This window comes from Sedimenticola selenatireducens DSM 17993, from assembly GCF_000428045.1.
GTDB classification, from domain to species: domain Bacteria; phylum Pseudomonadota; class Gammaproteobacteria; order Chromatiales; family Chromatiaceae; genus Sedimenticola; species Sedimenticola selenatireducens.
In genome coordinates this window covers 1-22,175 of sequence record NZ_ATZE01000026.1, presented here as the reverse complement: position 1 = coordinate 22,175, position 22,175 = coordinate 1, and the positions used below count along the sequence as shown (strand labels likewise).

General features: G+C 55.4%; 14 protein-coding genes and 5 tRNA genes. 3 read left to right on the top strand and 16 right to left on the bottom strand.

Annotated elements, in window-relative coordinates:
• Positions 1 to 77: 77 nt before the first annotated feature.
• The 11 genes from A3GO_RS24185 to gltX form a co-directional block, all read right to left on the bottom strand.
• Entirely contained in the window at positions 78 to 6,389 is a 6,312-nt protein-coding gene (locus A3GO_RS24185) for a carboxypeptidase regulatory-like domain-containing protein (RefSeq protein ID WP_084610170.1), read from the bottom strand.
• Entirely contained in the window at positions 6,389 to 9,259 is a 2,871-nt protein-coding gene (locus tag A3GO_RS0116395) for a hypothetical protein (RefSeq protein ID WP_157606847.1), read from the bottom strand. The genes A3GO_RS24185 and A3GO_RS0116395 overlap by 1 nt, the downstream gene beginning before the upstream one ends.
• Positions 9,249 to 10,145, bottom strand: coding sequence for a tetratricopeptide repeat protein (locus A3GO_RS0116390; protein WP_084610168.1), 897 nt, complete (start codon positions 10,143 to 10,145; stop codon positions 9,249 to 9,251). Before A3GO_RS0116390 ends, A3GO_RS0116395 begins: the two co-directional genes overlap by 11 nt.
• A gap of 25 nt (positions 10,146 to 10,170) precedes the next feature.
• Complete coding sequence (locus A3GO_RS0116385; protein ID WP_157606846.1) at positions 10,171 to 11,343, bottom strand: tetratricopeptide repeat protein; 1,173 nt, start codon at positions 11,341 to 11,343, stop codon at positions 10,171 to 10,173.
• Between the two features lie 145 nt (positions 11,344 to 11,488).
• Positions 11,489 to 13,276 carry a tetratricopeptide repeat protein gene (locus tag A3GO_RS0116380; protein ID WP_029134322.1) on the bottom strand — a complete coding sequence of 596 codons (1,788 nt, stop codon included), beginning with the start codon at positions 13,274 to 13,276 and terminating at the stop codon, positions 11,489 to 11,491.
• 665 nt (positions 13,277 to 13,941) lie between these two features.
• Positions 13,942 to 14,017 (bottom strand) — tRNA-Glu (locus A3GO_RS0116375).
• Between the two features lie 71 nt (positions 14,018 to 14,088).
• Positions 14,089 to 14,164: transfer RNA gene (locus A3GO_RS0116370), tRNA-Ala, on the bottom strand.
• 258 nt (positions 14,165 to 14,422) lie between these two features.
• Positions 14,423 to 14,498, bottom strand: a tRNA-Glu gene (locus tag A3GO_RS0116365).
• A 70-nt stretch (positions 14,499 to 14,568) separates the two neighbouring features.
• A tRNA-Ala gene (locus A3GO_RS0116360) sits at positions 14,569 to 14,644 on the bottom strand.
• A 66-nt stretch (positions 14,645 to 14,710) separates the two neighbouring features.
• On the bottom strand, positions 14,711 to 16,399 hold the full coding sequence (locus A3GO_RS0116355) for a glutamine--tRNA ligase/YqeY domain fusion protein (RefSeq protein WP_029134321.1): 1,689 nt from the start codon (positions 16,397 to 16,399) through the stop codon (positions 14,711 to 14,713).
• A gap of 51 nt (positions 16,400 to 16,450) precedes the next feature.
• Positions 16,451 to 17,863, bottom strand: coding sequence for a glutamate--tRNA ligase (gltX, locus tag A3GO_RS0116350; protein WP_029134320.1), 1,413 nt, complete (start codon positions 17,861 to 17,863; stop codon positions 16,451 to 16,453).
• A gap of 121 nt (positions 17,864 to 17,984) precedes the next feature.
• Between gltX and A3GO_RS0116345 the strand changes: the two genes are divergently transcribed.
• A tRNA-Val gene (locus tag A3GO_RS0116345) sits at positions 17,985 to 18,059 on the top strand.
• A gap of 16 nt (positions 18,060 to 18,075) precedes the next feature.
• Here the strand turns inward: A3GO_RS0116345 and A3GO_RS24180 are convergent.
• Genes A3GO_RS24180 through A3GO_RS0116330 form a run of 3 tightly spaced genes read right to left on the bottom strand, consistent with a single transcriptional unit; the run spans position 18,076 to position 19,854 of the window.
• The gene (locus A3GO_RS24180) at positions 18,076 to 19,218 is read right to left on the bottom strand and encodes a hypothetical protein (protein ID WP_037375689.1); all 1,143 of its coding nucleotides are present in this window, start codon (positions 19,216 to 19,218) and stop codon (positions 18,076 to 18,078) included.
• 33 nt (positions 19,219 to 19,251) lie between these two features.
• Positions 19,252 to 19,497: a DUF2249 domain-containing protein gene (locus A3GO_RS0116335; protein WP_029134319.1), complete on the bottom strand. Its 246-nt coding sequence runs from the start codon at positions 19,495 to 19,497 to the stop codon at positions 19,252 to 19,254.
• Positions 19,498 to 19,527: 30 nt separating this feature from the next.
• Positions 19,528 to 19,854, bottom strand: a complete 327-nt coding sequence (locus A3GO_RS0116330; RefSeq protein ID WP_029134318.1) for a metal-sulfur cluster assembly factor — start codon at positions 19,852 to 19,854, stop codon at positions 19,528 to 19,530.
• A gap of 99 nt (positions 19,855 to 19,953) precedes the next feature.
• Between A3GO_RS0116330 and A3GO_RS24175 the strand changes: the two genes are divergently transcribed.
• The gene (locus tag A3GO_RS24175) at positions 19,954 to 20,391 is read left to right on the top strand and encodes an Rrf2 family transcriptional regulator (RefSeq protein WP_037375688.1); all 438 of its coding nucleotides are present in this window, start codon (positions 19,954 to 19,956) and stop codon (positions 20,389 to 20,391) included.
• Positions 20,392 to 20,500: 109 nt separating this feature from the next.
• Positions 20,501 to 21,067 (top strand): elongation factor P-like protein EfpL, encoded by a 567-nt coding sequence (gene efpL, locus A3GO_RS0116320; RefSeq protein ID WP_029134317.1) that lies wholly within the window; start codon positions 20,501 to 20,503, stop codon positions 21,065 to 21,067.
• A 202-nt stretch (positions 21,068 to 21,269) separates the two neighbouring features.
• Here the strand turns inward: efpL and A3GO_RS26210 are convergent, their stop codons facing one another.
• Both A3GO_RS26210 and A3GO_RS0116315 read right to left on the bottom strand, forming a co-directional pair.
• Entirely contained in the window at positions 21,270 to 21,548 is a 279-nt protein-coding gene (locus A3GO_RS26210) for a hypothetical protein (RefSeq protein WP_157606845.1), read from the bottom strand.
• Between the two features lie 434 nt (positions 21,549 to 21,982).
• Positions 21,983 to 22,175 (bottom strand): transposase (locus A3GO_RS0116315; protein WP_029132904.1); only part of this gene is annotated, 193 nt, incomplete at its 5' end.

The following is a 22,175-nucleotide window of genomic DNA, read 5'->3' as shown; positions in this document are numbered from 1 at the left end:
CTCCCAGTTGTAGGCCAGGCCCCTAGCGCTGCCTGAACCCAAAAATAGTTGTCTCTTTTCGGTGCTGTCATTCATTTTTATCTCGCGGGTGCAGTTTTGTTGAGTACACCCTCGACCAATTGCATGTGCGCTTCCAGGCGGTAATCCGGATAGAACCTGAGGCTCTCTTGATACTTGTCCAAGGCCTCGCGCAATCGCCCTTGTGCCTGAAGTTTTCCCCCTTCAGTACGCAAACGTTTAGCCTTTTCATAACGCTGGCGCATCTTGGGATCCATGGCGGCCGTATTGGCCGGTTTTTCAGTTGCAGCCTGTAGTGCCGCTGTCTGCTCTTCAGGTTTCACCGGTTGCATGACACCACTGCTGCCCTGAAACAGGTCGATGGCGAGGTCGCTGTCACGGATCGGCCACAACAAGCCCTGCAGCTCAGCTCCGGCAGCCACCCGCTCATCTCGCTCCCCGGGTTGCGCGGAACAGTTAACATCCAGAGACAGGTGCCTGACCACGCCGGACTGGCTGGCCACCATCACCTCGATCGTTTGCTGGCCAAACTGCAATGGCAGGTCGACGTGGGCCTCATCACCGGTCAATACGGCTTTATGCCAGGGCCCACCCGCCGTGCGTACACCGACCAGTTCGGTCTCCTTCGGTATGGCAGTTACCACGTGCGCGTGACGTTCTGCGATCGATTCACCGGGTTTGGGTTGCATGACCTGGGCCTGGGGTTGTGCCGCTTTCACCTTGACAGGGAGCACGTTGATGGCCGTATTCCCGGCAGCATCCACCACCCGCAGTTCAAGGCGATGTTCTCCCGGTTGAAGTAACAGTTCGGTAGACAACTTGCCCTTGACGGGTGGAAATTCGGTCCAGAGTCCGCCATCGATGGAAAGCGCAGGTTCTACCGTCCCGGCTTCCTTGTTTATGGTCGCCTCAAGACGTTGAATTGGACCCTCGACAGCACGGCCAGGCTTCGGCTGGTTGAAGGTGATAACAATCGGCTTCTCTTCGCCTTTGACGGGTAGGAAAAAGTTTGCCTCGTTATTGACTCTATCCAGATCGTTGACCTGTTTTTCCGGATCAGCCACCAGATAGAAGGCACTGGACCCGGCTGTGGCCTTCCAGCTGAATTTCGCAATCGCGCCACCATGCAGGGTAATATCGCTGACAGTGACACGACCGATCTCTTCACGATCACGCCCCTGCGTCTTGCGAAGCAGCGCGACGTCCACCTGGGGTACGGCAACAGATCCCAGATTATGAACCGGAACCTCAACCGTCACCTCGTCGCCCGTCTTTGTTTCAGCGGGGGCGTCCAGCCAGATTTCGGATGAAGAGAGACTCAGGTCCGCTGCATTGATAGAGAGTCCCCCCACCTGCGATACCGACTGGCGCGCTTCTGTCTCGGATTTGGCAACTGTCCAGACAGGCGTCGCGGTTAACCTGAACTTGAAACGAAAATCGCTATTAACCACATAGTGGCCACCGCGCAGATGCTTGGAGTTGATACCGATGCGGTTGTCCGCCGGATGTCCGTTTTTATCAAACCGCAATGCAGCTGGTGGTATGCGGAAGCTGTAGTTACCCTCGGGTATGGTATCCCGCAATCCGCCAATAATCTGACCATTCAGCACAATATCGGTATCGTGGGGATGGTAGCTTTTTCGACTCCAGGGCAGGCTGAATCCCATCTCAAGCCAGGCCTCTACCAGGTTGGTCTTATGCCACTGCTCCTGTTCAAGCAGCGCGGAGTATTCAAAAATCCCGTCATCGCCCACATCGGCGTGAACAAAATCGACTTCACTATCCGCATTGGTATCGTCACCAACCCAGCGTACATCACCGATGTTCATCGACCAGCGATCCGCCACCCCATCCCGATCGAGATCTTCCGGGTTATCACGCCGGCTCCAGTCAATGTTCGAAGGGTCGAGCCTTTCCGCCAGGTTGGCGTTATGAATCAACCCGGGTTCCTTTTCTTGCAGGGATTCGTCCGTCGGATCAATACCCGGAAACAGCCAGATTTTCCGCGCGCTTTCGCCCGCTGCCAGCTTCATTTCATAATCGTAACTGAACTCCTTCTTCAGACCGCGTGCCACGATCCGGGTTTTGACGCCATTGAAGCCCTCATAAAATCGCGGCGTAACCGTAAAGTCCAGGTACTGGTTACGGGCTAGCAACCCATGCTGAACGGTGGGGGAGATGGTCACGGCCTGGCTATTGTCACTGGTCACCTGAAGATCGGTGATGGTATCACCCAGGTTGGTCAGCCGCAGAGTACGACCATGACCAAGCGGGAGCGCCCCCCGGTCCTTCCACTGCAGTTCGACATGCGGCAATCTAACATGAACTGCCACCTCTGACTCGTCACTCAATCCGTTATCGGACACGATCCGGACAGGAATTGTATGATCAGCAGTGTTCACATCCTGGGCGCTAATGCCGAGAAGGAACTCCCGCACCTCTCCCGGTGCCAGGTTGATTGGTTTATCCTCCGAACCTTCACCGACAAAACCGACCAGCATGCTGGGGTCCTTCGGTTTACCGCACTCGAGGCGAACACTCAGCGGTTCATCACCGTTGTTGCGCACGCTGATACCCACCCGTTGATTATAATCCCGGCGGATATTGGCGCCGTAACGGCTGCGCCCAAAGGCCAACCCCTTGACTCGGGTCAGGGTCTGTACCGGACCATCCTGACTGCCGCCCATCGGTTGTATCTCGTAAGGCACGGCGGCTTCCAGATCCTTCAGCTCGACCACGCGCAACCGGCCACTCTGTCCACGCTCGGTCTTCCACTCCGTGCTGCCCTGTTTCCGGTAACGCAACAGCGACTCGCCATGCCTGGGTGCAAGCCAGCTGACCCGTATCGATTCGCCAGTGAGCACGGCCCCGTTGGGAGGAGAGATATCAAAATACTCTGACAGGTAAAATTGCCGGGTGACGCTCGCCTCGACACCTGTACCATCGTAGGCTGTAACCTCCACGGTATGTTTTCCCGCAGCCAGCGCCTGCCAATTCACATCAACATCGTAAGGGGCCGAATAGTCCGTTGCCAGGACGGTGCCATCCAGTTTGTAGCGCACACCGGCAACTGGTCGACCGTTATAATTGATCGCCTGGGCCGCCAGCTTGACGGGCTGATCGATGGTCTGCCCTTCCCTCGGTGAATTGAGGAACAAGGCAATCCCTTCACGGGCGCGATTGCCGGTCGCCTGCACCCAGAATTTCTGCCATGCAACCTGGCCATCAGCACCAACACACTTTGACTCAACCACATAACGCCCTTCACCGGGGAAGCGTGCGCTTTTGGCCTGGTCGCTGTTGAGTGTGATCTCGGCCTTCCCATCACCATCAAGGTCGAGCTCACAACGGGTCGCCGGGTCAGCATGCTTGAGGACCAGCCGCTTGAATGAGACCTGTTCGGGGAAAGAGCCATCGGGGGTGGATTCGATATGCTCGGCCTGGAGAGTACGACCCCGGCTGTCGACCATGATAAACCCCGGTTCCCTTGAGGTCGCGTTGTTACCCCATTCGCTCAGTTCTATACGGAGGCGAACCGGCTCATCCAACTTCAGCGACCGAGACCATCTAACCGGATCGTAGTGACCGGATTCGTGAATCAGCTTGCCAGTCTGGTCGTTGTATACCTTGACCAGAGTCTGTACCTGGCTGGCGATACTCAGTTTGACCTCGCCGGCCTTGGCCATTTCAAACAGGAAGCGGTCGCGGTCCCCGTTCTGGTCAATCGAGAAGGACTGCGCCTCACCATCCAGCAACCGCCGCGGCGGGTCTTCGGCCAGGGGCTCTGTTTCCGTCGGTTCAGCTCGCTGCAGTGCCAGCTTCAGCTCATAGGGTTCGGTCGAGGCGGTGTTATTGCCCCACTCACTGAGCTGGATATAGTAGATGCCCTTGTTCACCTCAGGCCGCAACTCGGCGGTCTTATTCCCATACGCTCCTCGCTCGGCAATCATCTTCCGCTGACTGTCGAATATTCGCAGGTGGGTCTGCTGAGCAGAAGTTGCACTCACCTCCAACATACCGGGAAAGTCGATATCCACGGCATAGAAGTCCTGATCCCCGATCGGCAGGTAACTGCCGTAAACGGTATCCCCCGACACCAGTGGCGTCGCCTGGTCAAAGTTTTCGTTGCGCTGTTGATAATCGATCTCGTCCGCCCGTTCAAACCAGACCCGCATCGTGTAGGGCAGTGCAGAGTAACTGTTGTTGCCCCACTCCTCGATCGACACGAACACCGTCCCGGGTCCGTTGGCGTGCCAGTTGAGTTCCACCGATTTGTTCTCGTAGCCACCTACCTCCTGCAGCAGTTTACCTTTAGCATCGAACACCTTGAGATGACGCTGCATCGGCCCCTTGCTCTGCATGCGCAGTACGCCGGCACCGGGAATATTGACGCTGAACAGATCCCGGTCTCCGACAGGCAGCAGGGTACTGGCAAACCAGATATGGGAGGGCAGTGAACGTGCGGCGCGCATCTCCCCTGGCACCTGTACCGGATCGACCACACCGTCATCGGGCATCATCTCTACTGAAAGGCGGTAGGGTTCCAGCGAGGCATCATTATTTCCCCACTCCTGCATCTCGACCAGGTAGACACCCGGGGTTACCGCATGCTCCAGAGCGAGTGGTTTGCCAGCGTAACCACCCTGCGCTGCCAGCTGCTTACCCAGACTGGAGTAGATCTTTACGTGACGCTGCAGGCTAGTATGCATATCGCTGAGTCGAAGAATACCGGCCTGCTTGACTTCGAGACGATAGAAATCACGATCACCCACCGGCCAGATCAGCCCGGAGACCTGCTGATTCAGATTGATGGTGCGGGCTGATTCAGCATCCTGGTTCGGTTCATTGGGATCAACGGCCGGCTCTGCGGCAATGGTCAATGTCAGACTGGCTTCCGGGTCGCTGGCATTATTACCCCATTCGGACGCCTCGATTGAGTAACTGCCACTGACCAGGCGCTGCTCAAGAATATTCGGTTTGCCGACATGAGCCCCCTGCTGCCTGATCGAGTTACCATCGCTATCCCGCAGATGTAACAGTGTCTCAAGGTGAGCAGCTTCAATCGTTACCGTCAGCTTTGCCGCTTCGGGCAGCCTGAATTTAAAGAAGTCACGATCTCCCCGCTCGGCAATCTTGAAGCGGATGGATGCGCCCACGAGCACTTCCTGGCCGTGCTCAAGATCATTGTTGGGCTCCAGCTCCTGCTGCTCGGTCAGCGGTGATAAAGAGACATCCAGCTGGGAGGCACTCTCGGAGAGCACCAGCGGAACAACGGTAGAGACATAACCCTCTGCCGCAACATGGGCGGTAATCTGCCGCCGCGACAGGCTCACCCGTCCATTAACGTCCTGGTGGTTGGCCGCACCAATCTGCAATCCCTTGAAATGGGCCAGTCCCGATCTATCACTCTTCATCTCCGCAATGGCGCCGCTGGGCCAGGTCTCGGCTAACGCTATAGTGGCACCGGAGATCGGTTTACCCGTCACCCGGTCAGCCACCTTCACCGGCTGACTGATGGCTTTTGATTCCGCCCTCAACTTCAGCAGCAGCGGCTCCTGTTGATCACCAACACACTTTATCCAGCTGATACGATCACAGCTATCCGCTTCACATAATTTTCCAGAGGTGATGATTCGCGTCGGTGGCTTATCATTTTCTACCCGGAAGTCCCCCGCTTCGAAATAGTTCTGCTGCTGACAAAACAGGTCGGCTGCCGGCTTGTTACAGTTCTTGCCCCACTCACGACAGAGATCCAGCGCTACGCCGTCGATCATCGGCCCATCGATCTCGACCTGTTTGGTCATATCCGGGGCAACCACATCCACCGCCTGGCTGATTGATCCATAGCCGGGGGCATTGGCGCTGAGTTGATAGCGGCCAACAGGCAGGTCGATAAATTCAAAGCGTCCATCCCAGGTAGTGACCGAATGGGCCTGTCCGGAAAGAGACGATTTCACCTCGATCGGATCCAGGACCACCATCACCCCGGCAATCGGCTGCCCCCCACCCTCAATGACAACCCGACCACCCCACCGGACCACAGCTGCCGGCGTCAGGGTCAGCTCGATGGCCTGGCGGGCGCCATTTGCCAGACTAACCTGCTGGGTCAGGGTCTGGTAATCCGCCTGCTCCACACTCAGCTTATACTCACCACCTGGCAGGCCCTCGAAGACAGCCATCCCACGGGCGTCAGTGGCAGCATGCCGGTTACCGATATGCACCCGAACATTGGCCATAGGCTTTCGTGTAGCGTCAGCGGCTTGCTCGAACACTTTCACACCCAAGGGCCCCGGAGCCTCGGCATGGGCAACGGTAACAAGAAGGGTCAGGAGCAATAAGCCATGGAGTAACCGGGCAGTTAGTGACTTCATTATCTGCGCTCCACGATAGCTGGCAGAACAACCTTGGCCTCGATCTGCGGGCGGTTGGTGCAGTACCAGTCTTTCTGCTTGTGGTGGGCAGTGATATAGGCACCACCCTTCCCTTTGACCAGGCCCAGTTCATTCACCAGGGAGTCGATCAGGCTGATCGGTTTTCCGTCCTTGCCTTTCTGTGGATGCTTGGCGTAGAAATCCGCCCGCTTCTGCAACCTCTCACGGATGTCCGAGAACTCCACGCCCGGGGGCAGACGCAGACGGCCTGAACGGAGATTGCGACAGATATTGACAATACTGTCACCGGCCTTGTACTGGCGGTCGAGTGCATCGTGGTCATAACCGGTTATAAGTTCCCTGCCATCCAGTTCAACCGAGGTACCACCACCGGCACCCAGCCCAAGCGTGGCAGACAGCTTGGCGCCCAGGCGGATCCGGGTCCAGGAGAGTTCGGCATCGACTTTCGCCTCTGCACCGGCACCCGCCGATACCTCGCCCTGCGCCTTGCCTGTCAATTTCAATCCCCAGAGCGACAACGAGGCCTCCGCAGCGGCCTCCGCCTTGCCGCCCACGAAAACCTTGGCTTCCAGGGAGCCGGCTATGCGATCCGAACCCAGATGCGCCTCTGCCGAGGTTTTCCCTTCCGCTCCGAGCTTGGCTGTACCTGAACCCTTGACGCCCAGGGTTGCATCACCGACTTTTTGTTCCGCACTACCCGTGGCCGTCATCTTGACCGCGTTGGCTTCCGCATTGATATCCGCCTTGGCATGCAGACCGCGCTTGTTGGCGGTAACCTCCCAACTACCTGCTGCGCTATGCTGGCCGGTCTGTATTTTGGCATCGTATTCATAGTCACCACCGGAGTCATTCTGACCGGCGCCGCTGGTGGATAGGGTTTTACTAGCCTCATCGATCGGCTCGAAAAGTTTTCCCCCGGCAATTTTGACATTAACTTTAGTGGGGTCCCCAATCCCCTCGCCCTCCTTGGGCTGGTTGGGATCACCGCCCGGTTTCAGGTCCTTTTCATAGCCCCCGGTGGTGGTTCTGGATTTTTGCCAGGGCTTGTCGGTTGTCGTGGTGGTAACGTTTGAGGTCGTTTTTCTGCCGTCATCATGGGTTCTTGTCGTGCTGCGGCTATCCGTATGGGTGGTGGTTCGCTTACCGGTCCGATCATCAGTTGTGGTGGTTGTCGAACTGTCAGTTCTCCTTTTAACCCCGCCCTGTTCGTGCTCCGTAGTCTGTTGGCTGGTATCCGTGGTCGTGGAACCCGTGCTACCCGGCATCCACCCCTTGTAGTCCTGCTTAGTGGTTGAGTTTTCGTAGGTACTGGTACGCTTGCCATCCTTGGTGGTGCGTGTGTTGGTGGTTTTAGTTGAATCGGTCTGTTTAACTGAACCATCAGCACCCGTTTCGAGGGTTGTCTTTGTCTGACGGGTGGTTTTACCCCCACCCGGGGTACTTTGGGTGTCGGTCCGGGAATCGCGTTGGGTCGTGCTACCATCCGCATTTTGCGTGGTCGATGTCCGGGTCTGGGTGCGCTTGTCACCATCCCGCTCTTCGGTGATCTTCCATTTACTGTTCTTGGCAGAGCCCGAACGCTCTGAGATTGTTGTCTTGGAGTCCTTGTCAGCAGCACTCTTGCTGGCCTTTCTTTCGGACTGTCTGGTTATTTCTTTTTCATCCGGTGTCGGAGCAGCAGGCAGGTTGGCCTTTTTTCGCGCCGCTTCATTAGCCGCCCGAGCATCCTCGTTAGCGTTATTAACCAGCCTGTTGCGACCACGAATATTGGCAGCCGTATCCTCGGCATCTTTATCAGCTGTGCCCCTGGCGCTCTTGTCTACCGTTTTTGCTACCTGTTCACGGATCTTCTTGATGTTCTCAGACTTTTTGGCGGCAACAGGCTTGGTATTTTGTATCTCCTGGTCAGCCTGACGAATCCATTTTTTCTCATCTTCCTTCTGCTGTTGCGGAGTCGCGCCCAGGGGTGTGATACCGGTCTCGTATTTATCGCCGTAGTTCCTCAGCTTGTTGGCTTGTTTAATGACTTCTGAATCATGATCCACTTCATCGGCCGACTTACTGACACTTTTACCCATGGTTTTCAGTGCCATGTCCCGCTTCAGCTGGTCGTCGGGCGATTTGCTGTTGATATCGGTATTTTCGAGATCTTCTGCACCGTGGATAAACTTTTTCTCGTTATCCAGAACATTGCCTTCAGGATCCCTGACCGACTCATTGCCTTTTACATTGGTCGCCTGCTTGCCACCTGGTGTAGAAAAGGCATCGTGGTATTTTTGTCGTTCACTGAGCTGGTCGGCTGTGGGTGGTTGCCACAGGGTCGTATCTTTCGATTCATTGATATAGATACCCAGCTTTTTATCGTATTTAACAACGTCCCCGTTCGCTCGCCACTCATCGGCGATTTTCGCGGCCACATCACTATTGTTGGCACTAATATCAACATCTGCACGCACATCTTTCGGTGAGCTGCCGGTGGTTTTCAGACTCGAACCATAGCGCTCCTGCAAGTTTTCAAGCTCATCACCCCGCGTATCCAGGTTATTGAACTGAGACTGGATTTCTGACTTATCCTTGCTGTAATCACTGAGAATCTGCTTGTATTCAGGGTGATCGGTATCGACAGTTCCATCCGCCCTGATCAAATTCGGATTGCTGCGAACCCTGGTGTGGTAACTGCTTTCAAGCACATTCAGTGCATTCTGTTGGCGTATCCGGAGATCATTGATGCTGTCACTGGCAACGGCACTGATCGGCAGCCCCGTTAGCAGTAGAAGGACTATAAACAGCCATCGGTACAAGCCAAACAGCCTGGTGGCGGGCAGCGGGATTGACAGATCAGCGCGCACCTTTGTCACCCAATTTCTTCAGCAGGGCAGACGCTTTCTCCTTTAACACTGCATCGGCCTTGCCGTTGCTGAGGATGCCTCGCAACTCCTTATCCGCAGCCTTTTCCTGACCCAGTTTGATCTGTACCCCGGCCAGGTAGAGGGGGAGTTCCGGAGTACGATCACCGGCTGCTCGTGCTTGCAGATACCTTTCCGCCGCTTCCTTGTTCCGCCCCATGTCATCCAATAGGGTCGCCAGCAGGAACAGTATTTGAGGATTTTCAGAGACGGCTCCCATCGACTCTTCCAACAGCTTTACCGCCTCATCACCGCGGCGCTGACTAATAAGCAGAATCGCCAGACGATGGATGGCCGCCGAATGCGTGGGATCAGCCTTGATGGCCCTGTGCAAGTACTCCCCTGCCGGTTTCGTCTGGCCGGCCGCCATCAGTATTTGCCCCATGTTGTACCAGGCATCTGCACGCTTGGGATCGATCTTGACCGCCGCATGAAAATTGGTCATCGCCTCCTCTACGTTTCCCTGTTTCAACGCCAGAACGCCCAGATTATTGTAGGTTTCAGCAAACAGTGGATCTGCATTCAGCGCACAGTCGTAATAGCTTTTCGCCTGCTCAAACTGACCCTGGGCCAAGGCGATATTGCCCAGCAGGTTACAGGCTTCCTTATCATCGGGATTGGTCTTCAGAATGGATTCAAGCTGTGCCCTTCCCTGCTCTATATTGCCGTCATTCAACGCCTGCTCTGCCAGTTTGAATCTCTCATCCACGGTTGGCTCCCCACTGTGCAAACTGAATGGTACGCCCAAAACGGCGATAATCAGGACTCCGGGTATCAATCGCCTGAAGCGGCAAAACAGACGCTCTTTCCTCGATGGTGTGGTTTGCATGAAACCCTCTCCTTTGCTCCCCGAATTACTCGTACAAGTCCGTTCCGACCAGCGTCGTCAAACGGGCGCTGGCCTGTTGTGCCTGCAATGTTTGGTTGCCTTGATCGGTGCGCATCACCTGGCGATATTGCTTGATCGCCCCGGATTGGTCACCACTCTTCTCCAGCGCCTGCGCATACTCCAGCAGTTCCTGAATCTGTGGCATCTCCGCAAAGCCCATGTTGGCGAACTGCTTCCGGTATGCTTCAACCAGTTCGTGCCACTTTTCCGCATGAAGCAGTTCAATAATCTCGATACGTTTCCGCGCTACCCGTAACCACAGATCACTCATATCGTAGTTACCGGCCTTTTCACCACTGGCCACGCTCTCCACTTGCCGGTAAATCGCGAGCGATTTATCGCGCTCGCCACTACCCTCCAGTGCCCTGGCATAATCAAGCAGTGTCACCAGATAGTGCGGATTCGCCTCGGTGAGTGCGGACACCTCTGCATGGTAAAGCTCCACCACCCGCGGCCACTGGCCCGTATCTTCATAGGCACGCCGCAAGCGCTTACCCATCTCTGGTGCCATTTCTGAGGCCGGGTAGCGTTCCAGGTACGCTTCCAGTAGTTCCCTGAGCTTGCGATATTCCGGTGGATCCATACCCATGCGATAAAGATTTGAGAGTCTGAAATAAGACTCTTCAGCCTGCTCGGTATCGGGACATTCACTTATCAGCTGCAGGTAGAGCTGTTCGATTTGTGCATAGTCATATTTATCAGCCTGCCGTATCTGTTGAAACAGCTCCGTTGCACGCGCCTGCTGCTGCTCCAGCGTCAGTAAAGGTACTTGCTCGACTTCAGTGCCTTCACTGGGGTGCTGTTGTGCTTTTGTCGCGTCACCCCGTTGCCCGAGAATGCGCACAATCCCCATATCACCCTTCGCGGGATTACGGGACCAGGTCCCCGGTTCAGAGTCCAGCACTGTATAGGTGCCGGCCTCCAGCATGATGTTCGGTTTCACTTCCCAGTAGGCGTTAGCCAGCCCCTGACCATCATCGATAGCGCTCGCCTGCCAGGGTCCGATCAGGCGTTTATTTTTTCCCTGCAGGGCTATAGAACCGGGCAATGCACCCTTGCCTCCATTCCAGTGAAAGGTCGTAATACTGGTAATGGTTCGACTGTCATAGAGGGTAAACCGGGTCGGCTTCAGTGGCACACTTTCCACCGGAGCGGGGATACTATTGTCAAAAATTACGCCGCTTTGATCCGCCTGCAAGTTGGCGGTCGCGGATAAAAGCAGCAGTGCTGCCAATATTGATCGATACAAATTGGCCCTTGTCATTTTTCACCCCTTATCGCCACTACTTCCTGCCGTTGCTCAACATCTGTTCGATCAGTCGTACATGGGCTTCCAACTGGTCATCCGGATACAGTGACAGGGAGCGGCGGTACCTCTCGACCGCCTCGGTCAGCTTACCCTGCTGTTGCAGCGCCGCCCCCTCGGTACGCAAGTCTCTGGCCTGGTCATAGCGCTGGCGTGCTGTATCAACTGCCATTGTGTTGTCCGGCGCCGCGCTAACGGGGGCATCAACCGTATCGACAGCCTGATGCTTGTTGACGGTGGGCTCCGTCTCTCGCTCCGCCTGTAACGGTTCGATTACCTCTTGCTCTTCCTGTACTGGTTCGATTGCCTCTTCCCCGGCATCCGCGGGAGCCACATCATCGGCTGCCGGCGGAGCCTCGACTCTCTCCGACTGAGCCGCTGCCTCGTCCACTGCGACTGCGGTAGGCTGTACAGGCTGCCCTTCTGTTGAATGGATCACAGCTACCGGGCGCTCGACCCTTGCAACCGGTGTTTCACTCGCCCACTCAGGGCCGAACACGATGGAGTCGAGCACCCGGTTATGGGTGGCCGTATCCGGCTCAGCCGCCGCGGCGGGGCTGGTTGTAAAATGCACGATAAAAAATGAGGGTTTGTTTTGCTGACTGGCCGCCTTGAAACGCATCCGGCTATCGATGATGTAATAGTCGTGGATCGACTCCACCTTTTTGGAATCGGTATGCTTTTTTCGATAATGGGTTGCCGGGTAACCGTCTATGGTCAGTTGCTCCAGGGTCTCGGCCGGGTGATCGTAAGCGGTTATCGGATGCACATCCGTGGTGTTATGGTTGATGTAGGCCTTGATATCCGCACCGGTGGTGAGCACCCTGTCATACCAGGAGAGCTGGAACTTGGAATCCTGATTTTTCCGCCAGCTGCGTGGCACACCGACCTTCAGTCCCTCATTCCAGTCATAGGTCACCAGGTCATCACAGGGACCGGCCTGTTCCGGTAGGTTCAGCTTGACGCTGGCCAACAGTTTGTCCAGCTCTACCTTATGTTCGGCCAACTGTTCCTCGGAAGCGGTGATGGCATAGCCGAAGCGATCACCCTTGGCAAGGCAGATATCCGATAGATAGAGGACGGTGGTGGCCGGAATGGTTTTGTTACGCATTGGGGAGGTGTAGGTGACACCCACCCCGGTACCGACAATCTTCCAGGCCGGGATTCCGTACATCTCCGACTTCTCAATGATCGGATCCTTCATCTTGCTCAACAGCCCGTTGCCACCGGTAAGATGGTAACCATGGGCAAAGCGGATCATTCTCCCTCCGTAGATCGAGACTAGGGGTGGTTCCCAGGAGACATTGTCTGAGTAGTCGGTTTTCTCCCAGTTATTGCGCACCTCCAGGCTGATCAGCCCGTCGAACAGCTCATGCCGGCTGTACCCTTGCAGCAGCGCCACCAGCTCAGGCGTGGGCGCCACACTCGCCATCACTTGCTCGATCACCGGCTGCCACTTGTCCAGGGACATATCAATCAGTGAGGTGCTAAAAGTGATTTTGTCTCCATCGGGAAGCAGACCGTCGAGAATCGCGACGCTGACAAACAGATCCGCGCCTTTCATTTGGCCTGAAATCTGATGTTTTTCACCGGACAAGGAGCCGAAGGATGCCGGTCCCAATGCCTTCACCTCCATACCATCCTTTTCCGCCCCCTTGAGCATGCCCTCGGGTCGCCGCTCGCGAGAGATGGCGAAGGCGATGGCCTGATGTTTCTCATCATCCCTGATACCCCACTGCCCCTCGAACTCCCGTTCCTTTATCACAGCCCAATCAGCCGGTACAGAAAATGACAATCCACCATGAGTTATTTGTTTCCATTCGGTTGGCAATTCCGCACATACCCATGCAGGGAGTAACCAGAAACAGATAACGAGCAACTGTTTAGTATATTTGTTCATATCGACCTACCGGCAATATATTGTTATGGGGAGATGACAGTGTCAGTTGCAGGAACAGAACAGATGAATATAACGCGGGAAGCAAACGAGGATCGCTACCTTGCATGAGTGCGGATTTTGATTGTTGGTTTCCAGTTAACACTGCCATGGAACCTTTTTTTTATATTATTACCAATCCTGCGTTCAGGATCGCACTCTGGAAAAAATCATCCATGATAAAAATCAAGCTAAACCGGGAAGTCCGAAAAGAATTATTATTCTTAATTACACCATTATCACCAGCCATTCATGCCGGTCACTAAATCACTTTATTTCTTATGGAGTTATAGTAAATAACCGCAAAGCTCCTAATATGCTAATGTCTAATTAACGCGGAGTCCACAAGGTTATAATGGAAGCCCAAGCTGGAGATGGACTGAGAGGCAATGACAAAAAAAAGCGGTCTGATGACCGCTTTTTTAACAGGACAATTCTCACACTACCCGGTAACCATCGGTTATCTGACTCCGAACACTATGATGAACTTGAAATGGCGTCCCCTAGGGGGTTCGAACCCCTGTTACCGCCGTGAAAGGGCGGTGTCCTAGGCCTCTAGACGAAGGGGACTTGAATCGCCTCCATTGAATGACCGGTCAGCAGGTTTTCCGGTCAGTCGGGCATCCTGCCCTGAGTTTGTTTGGTGGAGCCAGGCGGGATCGAACCGCCGACCTCGACACTGCCAGTGTAGCGCTCTCCCAGCTGAGCTATGGCCCCGTAACAAGGCGCGCATGGTAAGGTATCCTGCACGGTTTGTCTAGTTGGCTTTGGCAATTTCCGGGGTTCTGTCGATTACCTGGCAAGGGTATAGAAGTGCCTCCGTTAAATGCCATCCCAAGCCGTGATAATTCTCACCTGGATAACGATAACGGCGCTTACGAAACCATCGCTGCAGCTACACGAAACCGCGCCCCGGACAGAGCAAAAGCGGAAAATAAAAAACCCGATTGCTGTTATTGCAATCGGGTTTTCAGATGGCGTCCCCTAGGGGGTTCGAACCCCTGTTACCGCCGTGAAAGGGCGGTGTCCTAGGCCTCTAGACGAAGGGGACTTGAATCGCCTCCATTGAATGACCGGTCAGCAGGTTTTCCGGTCAGGCGGGCTTCCTGCCCTGTGTTGTTTGGTGGAGCCAGGCGGGATCGAACCGCCGACCTCGACACTGCCAGTGTAGCGCTCTCCCAGCTGAGCTATGGCCCCAAACGAGGCGCGAATATTAAGGTAAGCGATGGCGTTTGTCCAGACCAACCAGACAATTTTTGCCGTTCAGTTATTCTGCTCCGCGATCTTGGCCCAGGTATCGCGCAGGGTGACGGTACGATTGAAGATCATCCGCTCGCCACTGCTCTCCTTGTCGACACAGAAATAGCCTTCCCGCTCAAACTGGAAGCGGTCGCCTTCAACCGCCTGCCCCAGGCTCGGTTCGACCACCGCCTCCACCACCCTCAGCGATTCAGGGTTAAGGTGTTCCAGGAACGATGCGACCGACTTGTCGCTGTCGGGGGCCGGATGGTTGAACAGCCGGTCATAGAGACGCACTTGTGCGCGCACCCCGTGGCTGGCGGAAGCCCAGTGGATCACCCCGCGCACCTTGCGCCCGACCGGGTTGGCGCCCAGAGTATCGGGATCGTAGCTGCAACGCAGCTCGGTGATCTCGCCCGCTCCATCCTTGATCACCTGCTCGCACTTGATTACGTAGGCGTTGCGCAACCGCACCTCGCCACCGCTCACCAGGCGCTTGTACTTCTTGTTGGCCTCCTCGCGGAAATCGTCGCGATCAATATAGAGCTCGCGGGTGAAGGCAAGCTGGCGGCTGCCCATGCTCTCATCTTTGGGATGATAGGGGGCGTCCAGCATCTCCACCTGTTCCTCCGGATAGTTTTCGATCACCACCTTCAGGGGATTCAGCACCGCCAGGGCACGGCGGGCATGTTGATCCAGGTCTTCCCGGATACAGGCCTCCAGCATGCCCATCTCCACCGAGTTGGCGGATTTGGTCACCCCGATACGCTCACAGAAGGTACGGATTGACGCCGGCGTATAGCCTCTGCGGCGCAGCCCGGCGATGGTCGGCATGCGCGGGTCATCCCAGCCCGTCATCAGCCCCTCATCCACCAGCTGGGTCAGCTTGCGTTTGCTCATCACGGTGTATTCGAGATTGAGCCGGGAAAACTCGATCTGCTGCGGATGGCAGTCGATACTGATATTGTCCAGCACCCAATCATACAGCGGGCGATGATCCTCGAACTCCAGGGTGCAGAGGGAGTGGGTAATCCCCTCCAGGGCGTCCGATATCGGGTGGGTGAAGTCATACATCGGGTAGATACACCACTCCTCCCCGGTCTGGTGATGGATCACCCCGTGACGGATACGGTAAAGAGTGGGGTCACGCATATTCATATTGGGCGAGGCCATGTCGATTTTGGCCCGCAGCACCCGGCTGCCGTCGGCGAACTCGCCGGCACGGATACGCCGGAACAGGTCCAGATTCTCCTCCACCGAACGGTTGCGATAAGGGCTCTCCCGACCTGGCTCGGTCAGGGTGCCACGATAGTCGCGGATCTGTTCGGCATTTAGATCACACACATAGGCCTTGCCGGCCTCAATCAACTCCACGGCATAGCCGTAAAGTTTCTCGAAATAGTTAGAGGCGTAAAAGAGTCGATCCTGCCAATCAAAGCCGAGCCAGCGCACATCCTCCTGGATGGCGTTGACGTAGTCTTCATTTTCCTTGTGCGGGTTGGTGTCATCGAATCGCAGATTACACAACCCAGCATAGTCCCGGGCGATACCGAAGTTGAGACAGATCGACTTGGCATGTCCGATATGCAGATAGCCGTTGGGTTCGGGCGGAAATCGGGTATGTACCCTTCCATCATTCTTGCCAGCCGCCAGGTCACGCTCGATGATCTGGCGGATGAAATGTGTCGGTGCCGTGGTTTCGTTGTTGCTCATAGCCTGTTGCGCCAAAGAGTTGCTGTTGTTCTGTTGATCATAGCGCCCGGATCAGGCGTTCGCTTCCCGCTTGCTGATGTAATCCAAGGCCTGGTCGATGCGGCGCAGACAAGCCGCCTGCCCCACCAGGCTGAGAGTGATATCAATGCCGGGTGAGGCCGCACGTCCCACTACGGCCACGCGCAACGGCTGAGCCACCTTGCCCATTTTCAGATCCATCGCGGCCGAGACATCCATCACCAGCTGGTGCAGCGCCTCGGGGGACCAGTCTGCTTGCGACTCCAGAGCGGTGCGCATCCGTTCGAGCGACTCACGCGCCACCGGACGCAGGTGCTTTTTCGCCGCATCCTCATCGAAAGCTTCAAAATCACGGTAAAAGAAAGCGCTGATCTCGGCCATCTCCACCAGGGTTCGCGCCCGCTCCTGCTGGGCCTTGACCACCTCAATCAGATCCGGACCCTGGGACGGGTCGATCTCCAGTTTCCCCATATGGTAGCTGAGCAGGTGGGCCAGATGGGCCGGATCGCCCGCCTTGATGTAGTGTTGGTTCAGCCACAGCAGCTTTTCAGTATTGAAAGTGGACGCCGCCTTGTTCACATCCTCGATATCAAACAGCTGGATCAGCTCATCCACGCTGAAGATCTCCTGATCACCATGGGACCAGCCCAGGCGCACCAGGTAGTTGAGCAGGGCCTCCGGCAGAAAGCCGTCCTCCTTGTACTGCATGACGCTGACCGCACCATGCCGCTTGGAGAGTTTGGCGCCGTCGTCGCCCATGATCAGCGCCACGTGGGCATAACGGGGAATATCCCAACCCAGCGCCTTGAAGATGTTGATCTGCCGGGAGGCGTTGCGCTTGTGGTCATCACCACGGATCACATGGGTTATACCCATGTCATGATCATCCACCACCACGGTCAGGTTATAGGTGGGGGCACCGTCGGTGCGACGGATGATCAGGTCATCCAGCTCCGAATTATTCACCACCACCTTGCCATGCACCTGGTCATCAAATACCACCACACCGATCTCCGGATTGCGGAAACGGACCACATGGGGTTCGTCGGGATTAACGAACTTATCCCGGCAGTGACCGTCGTAGCCACGCATGCCGCCACTCTTCTCGGCCTCGGCCCGCAGGGTATCCAGCCGCTCCTTGGAACAGTTGCAGCGATAGGCGTGACCACCCGCCAGCAGCTCGTCTATCACCTCGTTATAGCGTTCGAATCGATGGGTCTGGTAAAAAGGCCCCTCTTCGTACTCCAGCCCCAGCCAGGTCATTCCTTCCAGAATGGCATTGACTGCCTCCTCCGTTGAGCGCTCCAGGTCGGTATCTTCGATGCGCAATACGAAGGCGCCACCGTGACGTCTGGCATAGAGCCAGGAGAAGAGTGCGGTGCGGGCGCCTCCCACATGGAGGTAGCCGGTCGGACTGGGGGCAAAACGGGTACGGATGGTCGTCATAACTCACTACCAGGCAGCCAATATCGGAAAGAGGCGCATTCTAGCAGATGTGTATGGATCTGCGTATGGAGCATTTGACCTGACGGTGACAAATCACTAGAATTGCGCACCTCCACTCAGGGGGCGCGTAGCTCAGCGGGAGAGCACTACCTTCACACGGTAGGGGTCCCTGGTTCGATCCCAGGCGCGCCCACCAATTCAATCCGCACCACTCAGCTAAATCGTTCTGTATCCGGTGGTGTCCGGCTTGCTGCGGGATCAGGCGCCCTGCCGGCCTGTCCCAATTGTCCACGCAGAATACTCCAGACCAGTGTCAGTATAAACAGCGCCAGTGTTACGGCATTCAGGATGCTGCCCTGGATCAGGAAGTCGGCATTGCCGCCGAGGCCACCGACGATGCGTAGCAGCAGCGATAGTTGCAGCAGCAGCAGGGGGAAGTAGAAAGCTGGCGAATAGGGAATCTTCAGCCGGGTCACCGCCGGAAAGATGATCAGGGCGTGGCCTATCACCATGGAAAAGACGAAACCGAGAAAGATGGCATGCAGAGCGGCATCCCGACTGATACCGCCCCACTCCAGGGCCATTCCCAGGAACAGCAGCGCGGACAGCAACAACCAGCCGTAACCGGCCAGCATACAGACTGCGGTAAAGCGGGTCAGTCCAGTCAAACGGACTGTCCGCCTGGCAATATCGAACAGCAGCAGCCAGGTGCCGATACCCGCCAGTCCCAGGGCAAACAGGGTCAAGCCCAAGGACGGGTTGAACATCCCAATGGCTGTACCGGCCAACGGCATCACCGACAACAGGGCGAGCCCCATGCGCTTGCGCTGATCCCGGATCACCAGGCGACTCAGCTCCAGTCGCTCACCCGCAATGGTCAGCACCAGAAATGCGATCCACCAGTAGAGCACCTGACTCACCGTCTGGCCATTCAAAAGCAAAAAATTACCGATAAACAGTCCACTGGCTCCGCCGAGCAGGATCCAGTTATGCACCGCCTGCTGGATGCGCAGCACCTTGATCGAGGCGATCAGAAACAGCAGGCTACCCAGCGTTAACAGAGCGAGAGTGATAACCGGCGGCGCACCCAGCAACAGCGCAATACCCGCAGCACCAGTCGACAACGGGGCAAGATAGGCCCAACGCTGGCCGATCGCCACCGCCCGCTCCAGTCCGATTACCGTACCGAAGAAGGCGGGAATCATCAGCACACCGTGCTGGGCCGCCTGCTGCAGGGCGATGTGTGGAACGGCCAACCCCAACCTGGCCAGGCCGGCAAGCACACCGAAAACCAGGGACAACATACCGAGTATCAGAATCGGATACCGGTAAACGGGTTTGAGATCACTCCACATAAACATCACCCTGCAAACAGTTGCTGAGGTTAATCAGGCGGCCTTTTTGGTGATATGCACCTGCCACACCTCAGGCCCCTGCTCAATATACTCCCAGGCGAATTGATTAGCGCGTTCCGCCTCAAACTGGTAGCGCAACGGTGCCGGATCATGGTCATTCACCAGCAGCAAAAACTCTCCCGGCTGCAGTTCCTCAAAGGTGTTGAAAATAATCGGATGGCGAAATCTTGGCTCAATGGTTCTGACATCCACGGTGCTCTTTGCTGTTGGCGTGCTCATATCATCGGTCTCCAGTTCTATTAAACAATACTATTTCCAACCCAATAGCTGTTTGGCCTCATCCGACATCATCTCCGGATTCCAGGGCGGCTCCCAGGCCAGCCTGACATCCACAACCACTGAAGCGGGCACTATGGCCTGAATTGCCTGTCTGCTCTCATCGGCGAGGTGAGCGCCCATCGGGCAGGCCGGGGACGTGAGGGTCATGGACACTTCAACCCTGTCGCTATCGGCAACCACGTCATATACCAGTCCCAGCTCAACAATATTGATCCCGACCTCGGGATCAATGACTCCCCGCAGGGCGTTATAAACAGCCTCGCGGGTAATCTCCGTATCGGTGGAGTTGTCTTTCATGTTGGATGATTCCATAAGCTATATATGATTTGCATGTTTAATCTAGCACGCCGATTTGAGATAATCAATATGTTAAATACATATTAAAGGCACCTCATTATGCGGCTGACAACCTTTACAGATTACACCATCCGGGTGCTTATATTCCTCGCCCTTGATCGGGAAAAGCTGGCGACCGTGGGTGAATTGGCGACCAGCTACGGGGTATCCCATAACCACCTGACCAAGGTAGTCCATTACCTGGGTCAACAGGGTTATATCGAAACACTTCGGGGCAAAGGAGGTGGCATTCGCCTGGCACTGAGTCCGGATGTGATCAACATCGGTCTGCTGATCAGGCAGACAGAGCAGAACAGTATTCTGGTAGAGTGCTTCAGTCCCGAAAGCAGCCAGTGCAGAATACTGCCCGCCTGCCGCCTGGCAGGCGTCTTGACCGAGGCACAGGAGGCATTCTATCAAGTGCTGGAAAAGTACACGCTGGCTGACCTGATGGGCAACGCCAGTGCCCTCGATCACCTGCTTTCCGGCCATGCCTGAGTTGAGGTTTCCCAACCAAAGCCGCGTTAATACCTTGTGCGGTAAACCGATTCCACCAACGCGCCATCTGCTATAATCGCCGCCTCGAATCTATTTGCGGAGCATCGTCGTGCCGAAAGCGTGTGATTTAAAACGAGGCGTCATTGTCGAGATCAATGGCGCACCCCATGTGGTAAAACAGGTTGAAACGAAAAGCCCTTCATCCCGTGGAGCCGCCACCCTGTACAAGATCCGCTTCACCAACCTGCAGACCCGTCAGAAGCTGGACGAGTCCTACAAGGGGGACGACCTGCTACAAGGTATCGACTGCCTGCGTCCCCAGGTTCAGTACTCCTATCTGGACGGCGAGCAGTATGTCTTCATGGATATGGAGGACTACAGCCAGTATGCAATTAACAGGGAGGACATCGAGGATCAGGTCGGTTACCTGACCGAAGGATTGGAGGGCATCACCGCGTTAATCGTGGACGGCAAACTGCTGGGCATTGAGTTACCCCAGTCGGTCTCACTCGCCATTACCGATACCGCTCCCGGCATCAAGGGCGCCACCGCCACCGGACGGACAAAACCTGCCCTCCTGACCACCGGCCTGGAGATCCAGGTACCTGAATACCTGGAGCCCGGTGAAATAGTCAAGATCAATACCGGCACCGGAAAATTTATCTCCCGCGCCTGAGGTGTAGTAATTTAATTCACACCCGACCTGGCAGTCAGTATCAGATCAAAGGGCCTGCAGTGCGACTTTGGCAGCCATTCGAATTTTTCCTCTAGAAGGCAGCTCCCGACATGAAGCTGCCGTTTGTCATATGAATGACATACGTCCGTTACTGGAAAATAGATCCACCTTTTTATCTGTCCCATTTTTACCTATGAACAGGCTAAGATTTGCTCTTTCTCCATCCTGCTATAGGTTGATTTGCCATTAGGCCAGCGCGAGGGTGCCAATTGAAATTGTGAGCCTTCTTCGAGTCCCAATTAATATCACCATTTCCATATACTTCACTCGAGAAATGAAGTTTTTTGAGCTTATATAAACCAAACCCATATGTTTCTTTTATTTCATAAACCTCTGTAAATAAAACTTCAAACTTAGAATCAAACGTTGCTGCAGGTAATGCGAGATTTATCGCATGATCATTCTCAATACTGGGAAACATAATTCCGCCTTTAGCTTTTAAGATAAGGTCGGCGTACGTCGCTGTAATCTTGTATTCATATGGACGTTTTGCTTGTATTCGAAATAACTCGGAGATTACTGAATCTATAAATATAGAGCGCAGAAATTTTTCTTGATTTGCATGCTGTATAGCCTGTATATGATTCGTTGTTATACGTGAATTAATTAGCGAACCTCCTGAAGCGTAAAAGCATCTAAACTCCCCTACGATGTGACATGGAATTTCTACCTTTTCTATAGGGCGGAGAGTGATTACTTGTACCACATCGCCCGGTTGGGCGCCTATCTCGCTAAGTGCAGTCGGTAGATTCCAAGTAAGTATCCCCCGGCAAAGCCGGGGGCTTTATCTGTGAGCCACTCGAAGCGGCCTGTATTACGGAGCCTGACGGCTCCTTGAGCCCCTCGAAGGGGCCACTACACCAAGTTCAGCTGATCAATCCTGCGATCTTCTGCTTCTTGGTGTCGGATGTAATCCCTGATTACTTTCTCATCCCTGCCCACCGTCGAGGCAAAGTAACCCCTAGCCCAGAAGTGCTGTCCCACATAATTTCTCTTTCGACCTTGATAGGTGCGGGCTATGTGGATTGCACTTTTTCCTTTGATAAAA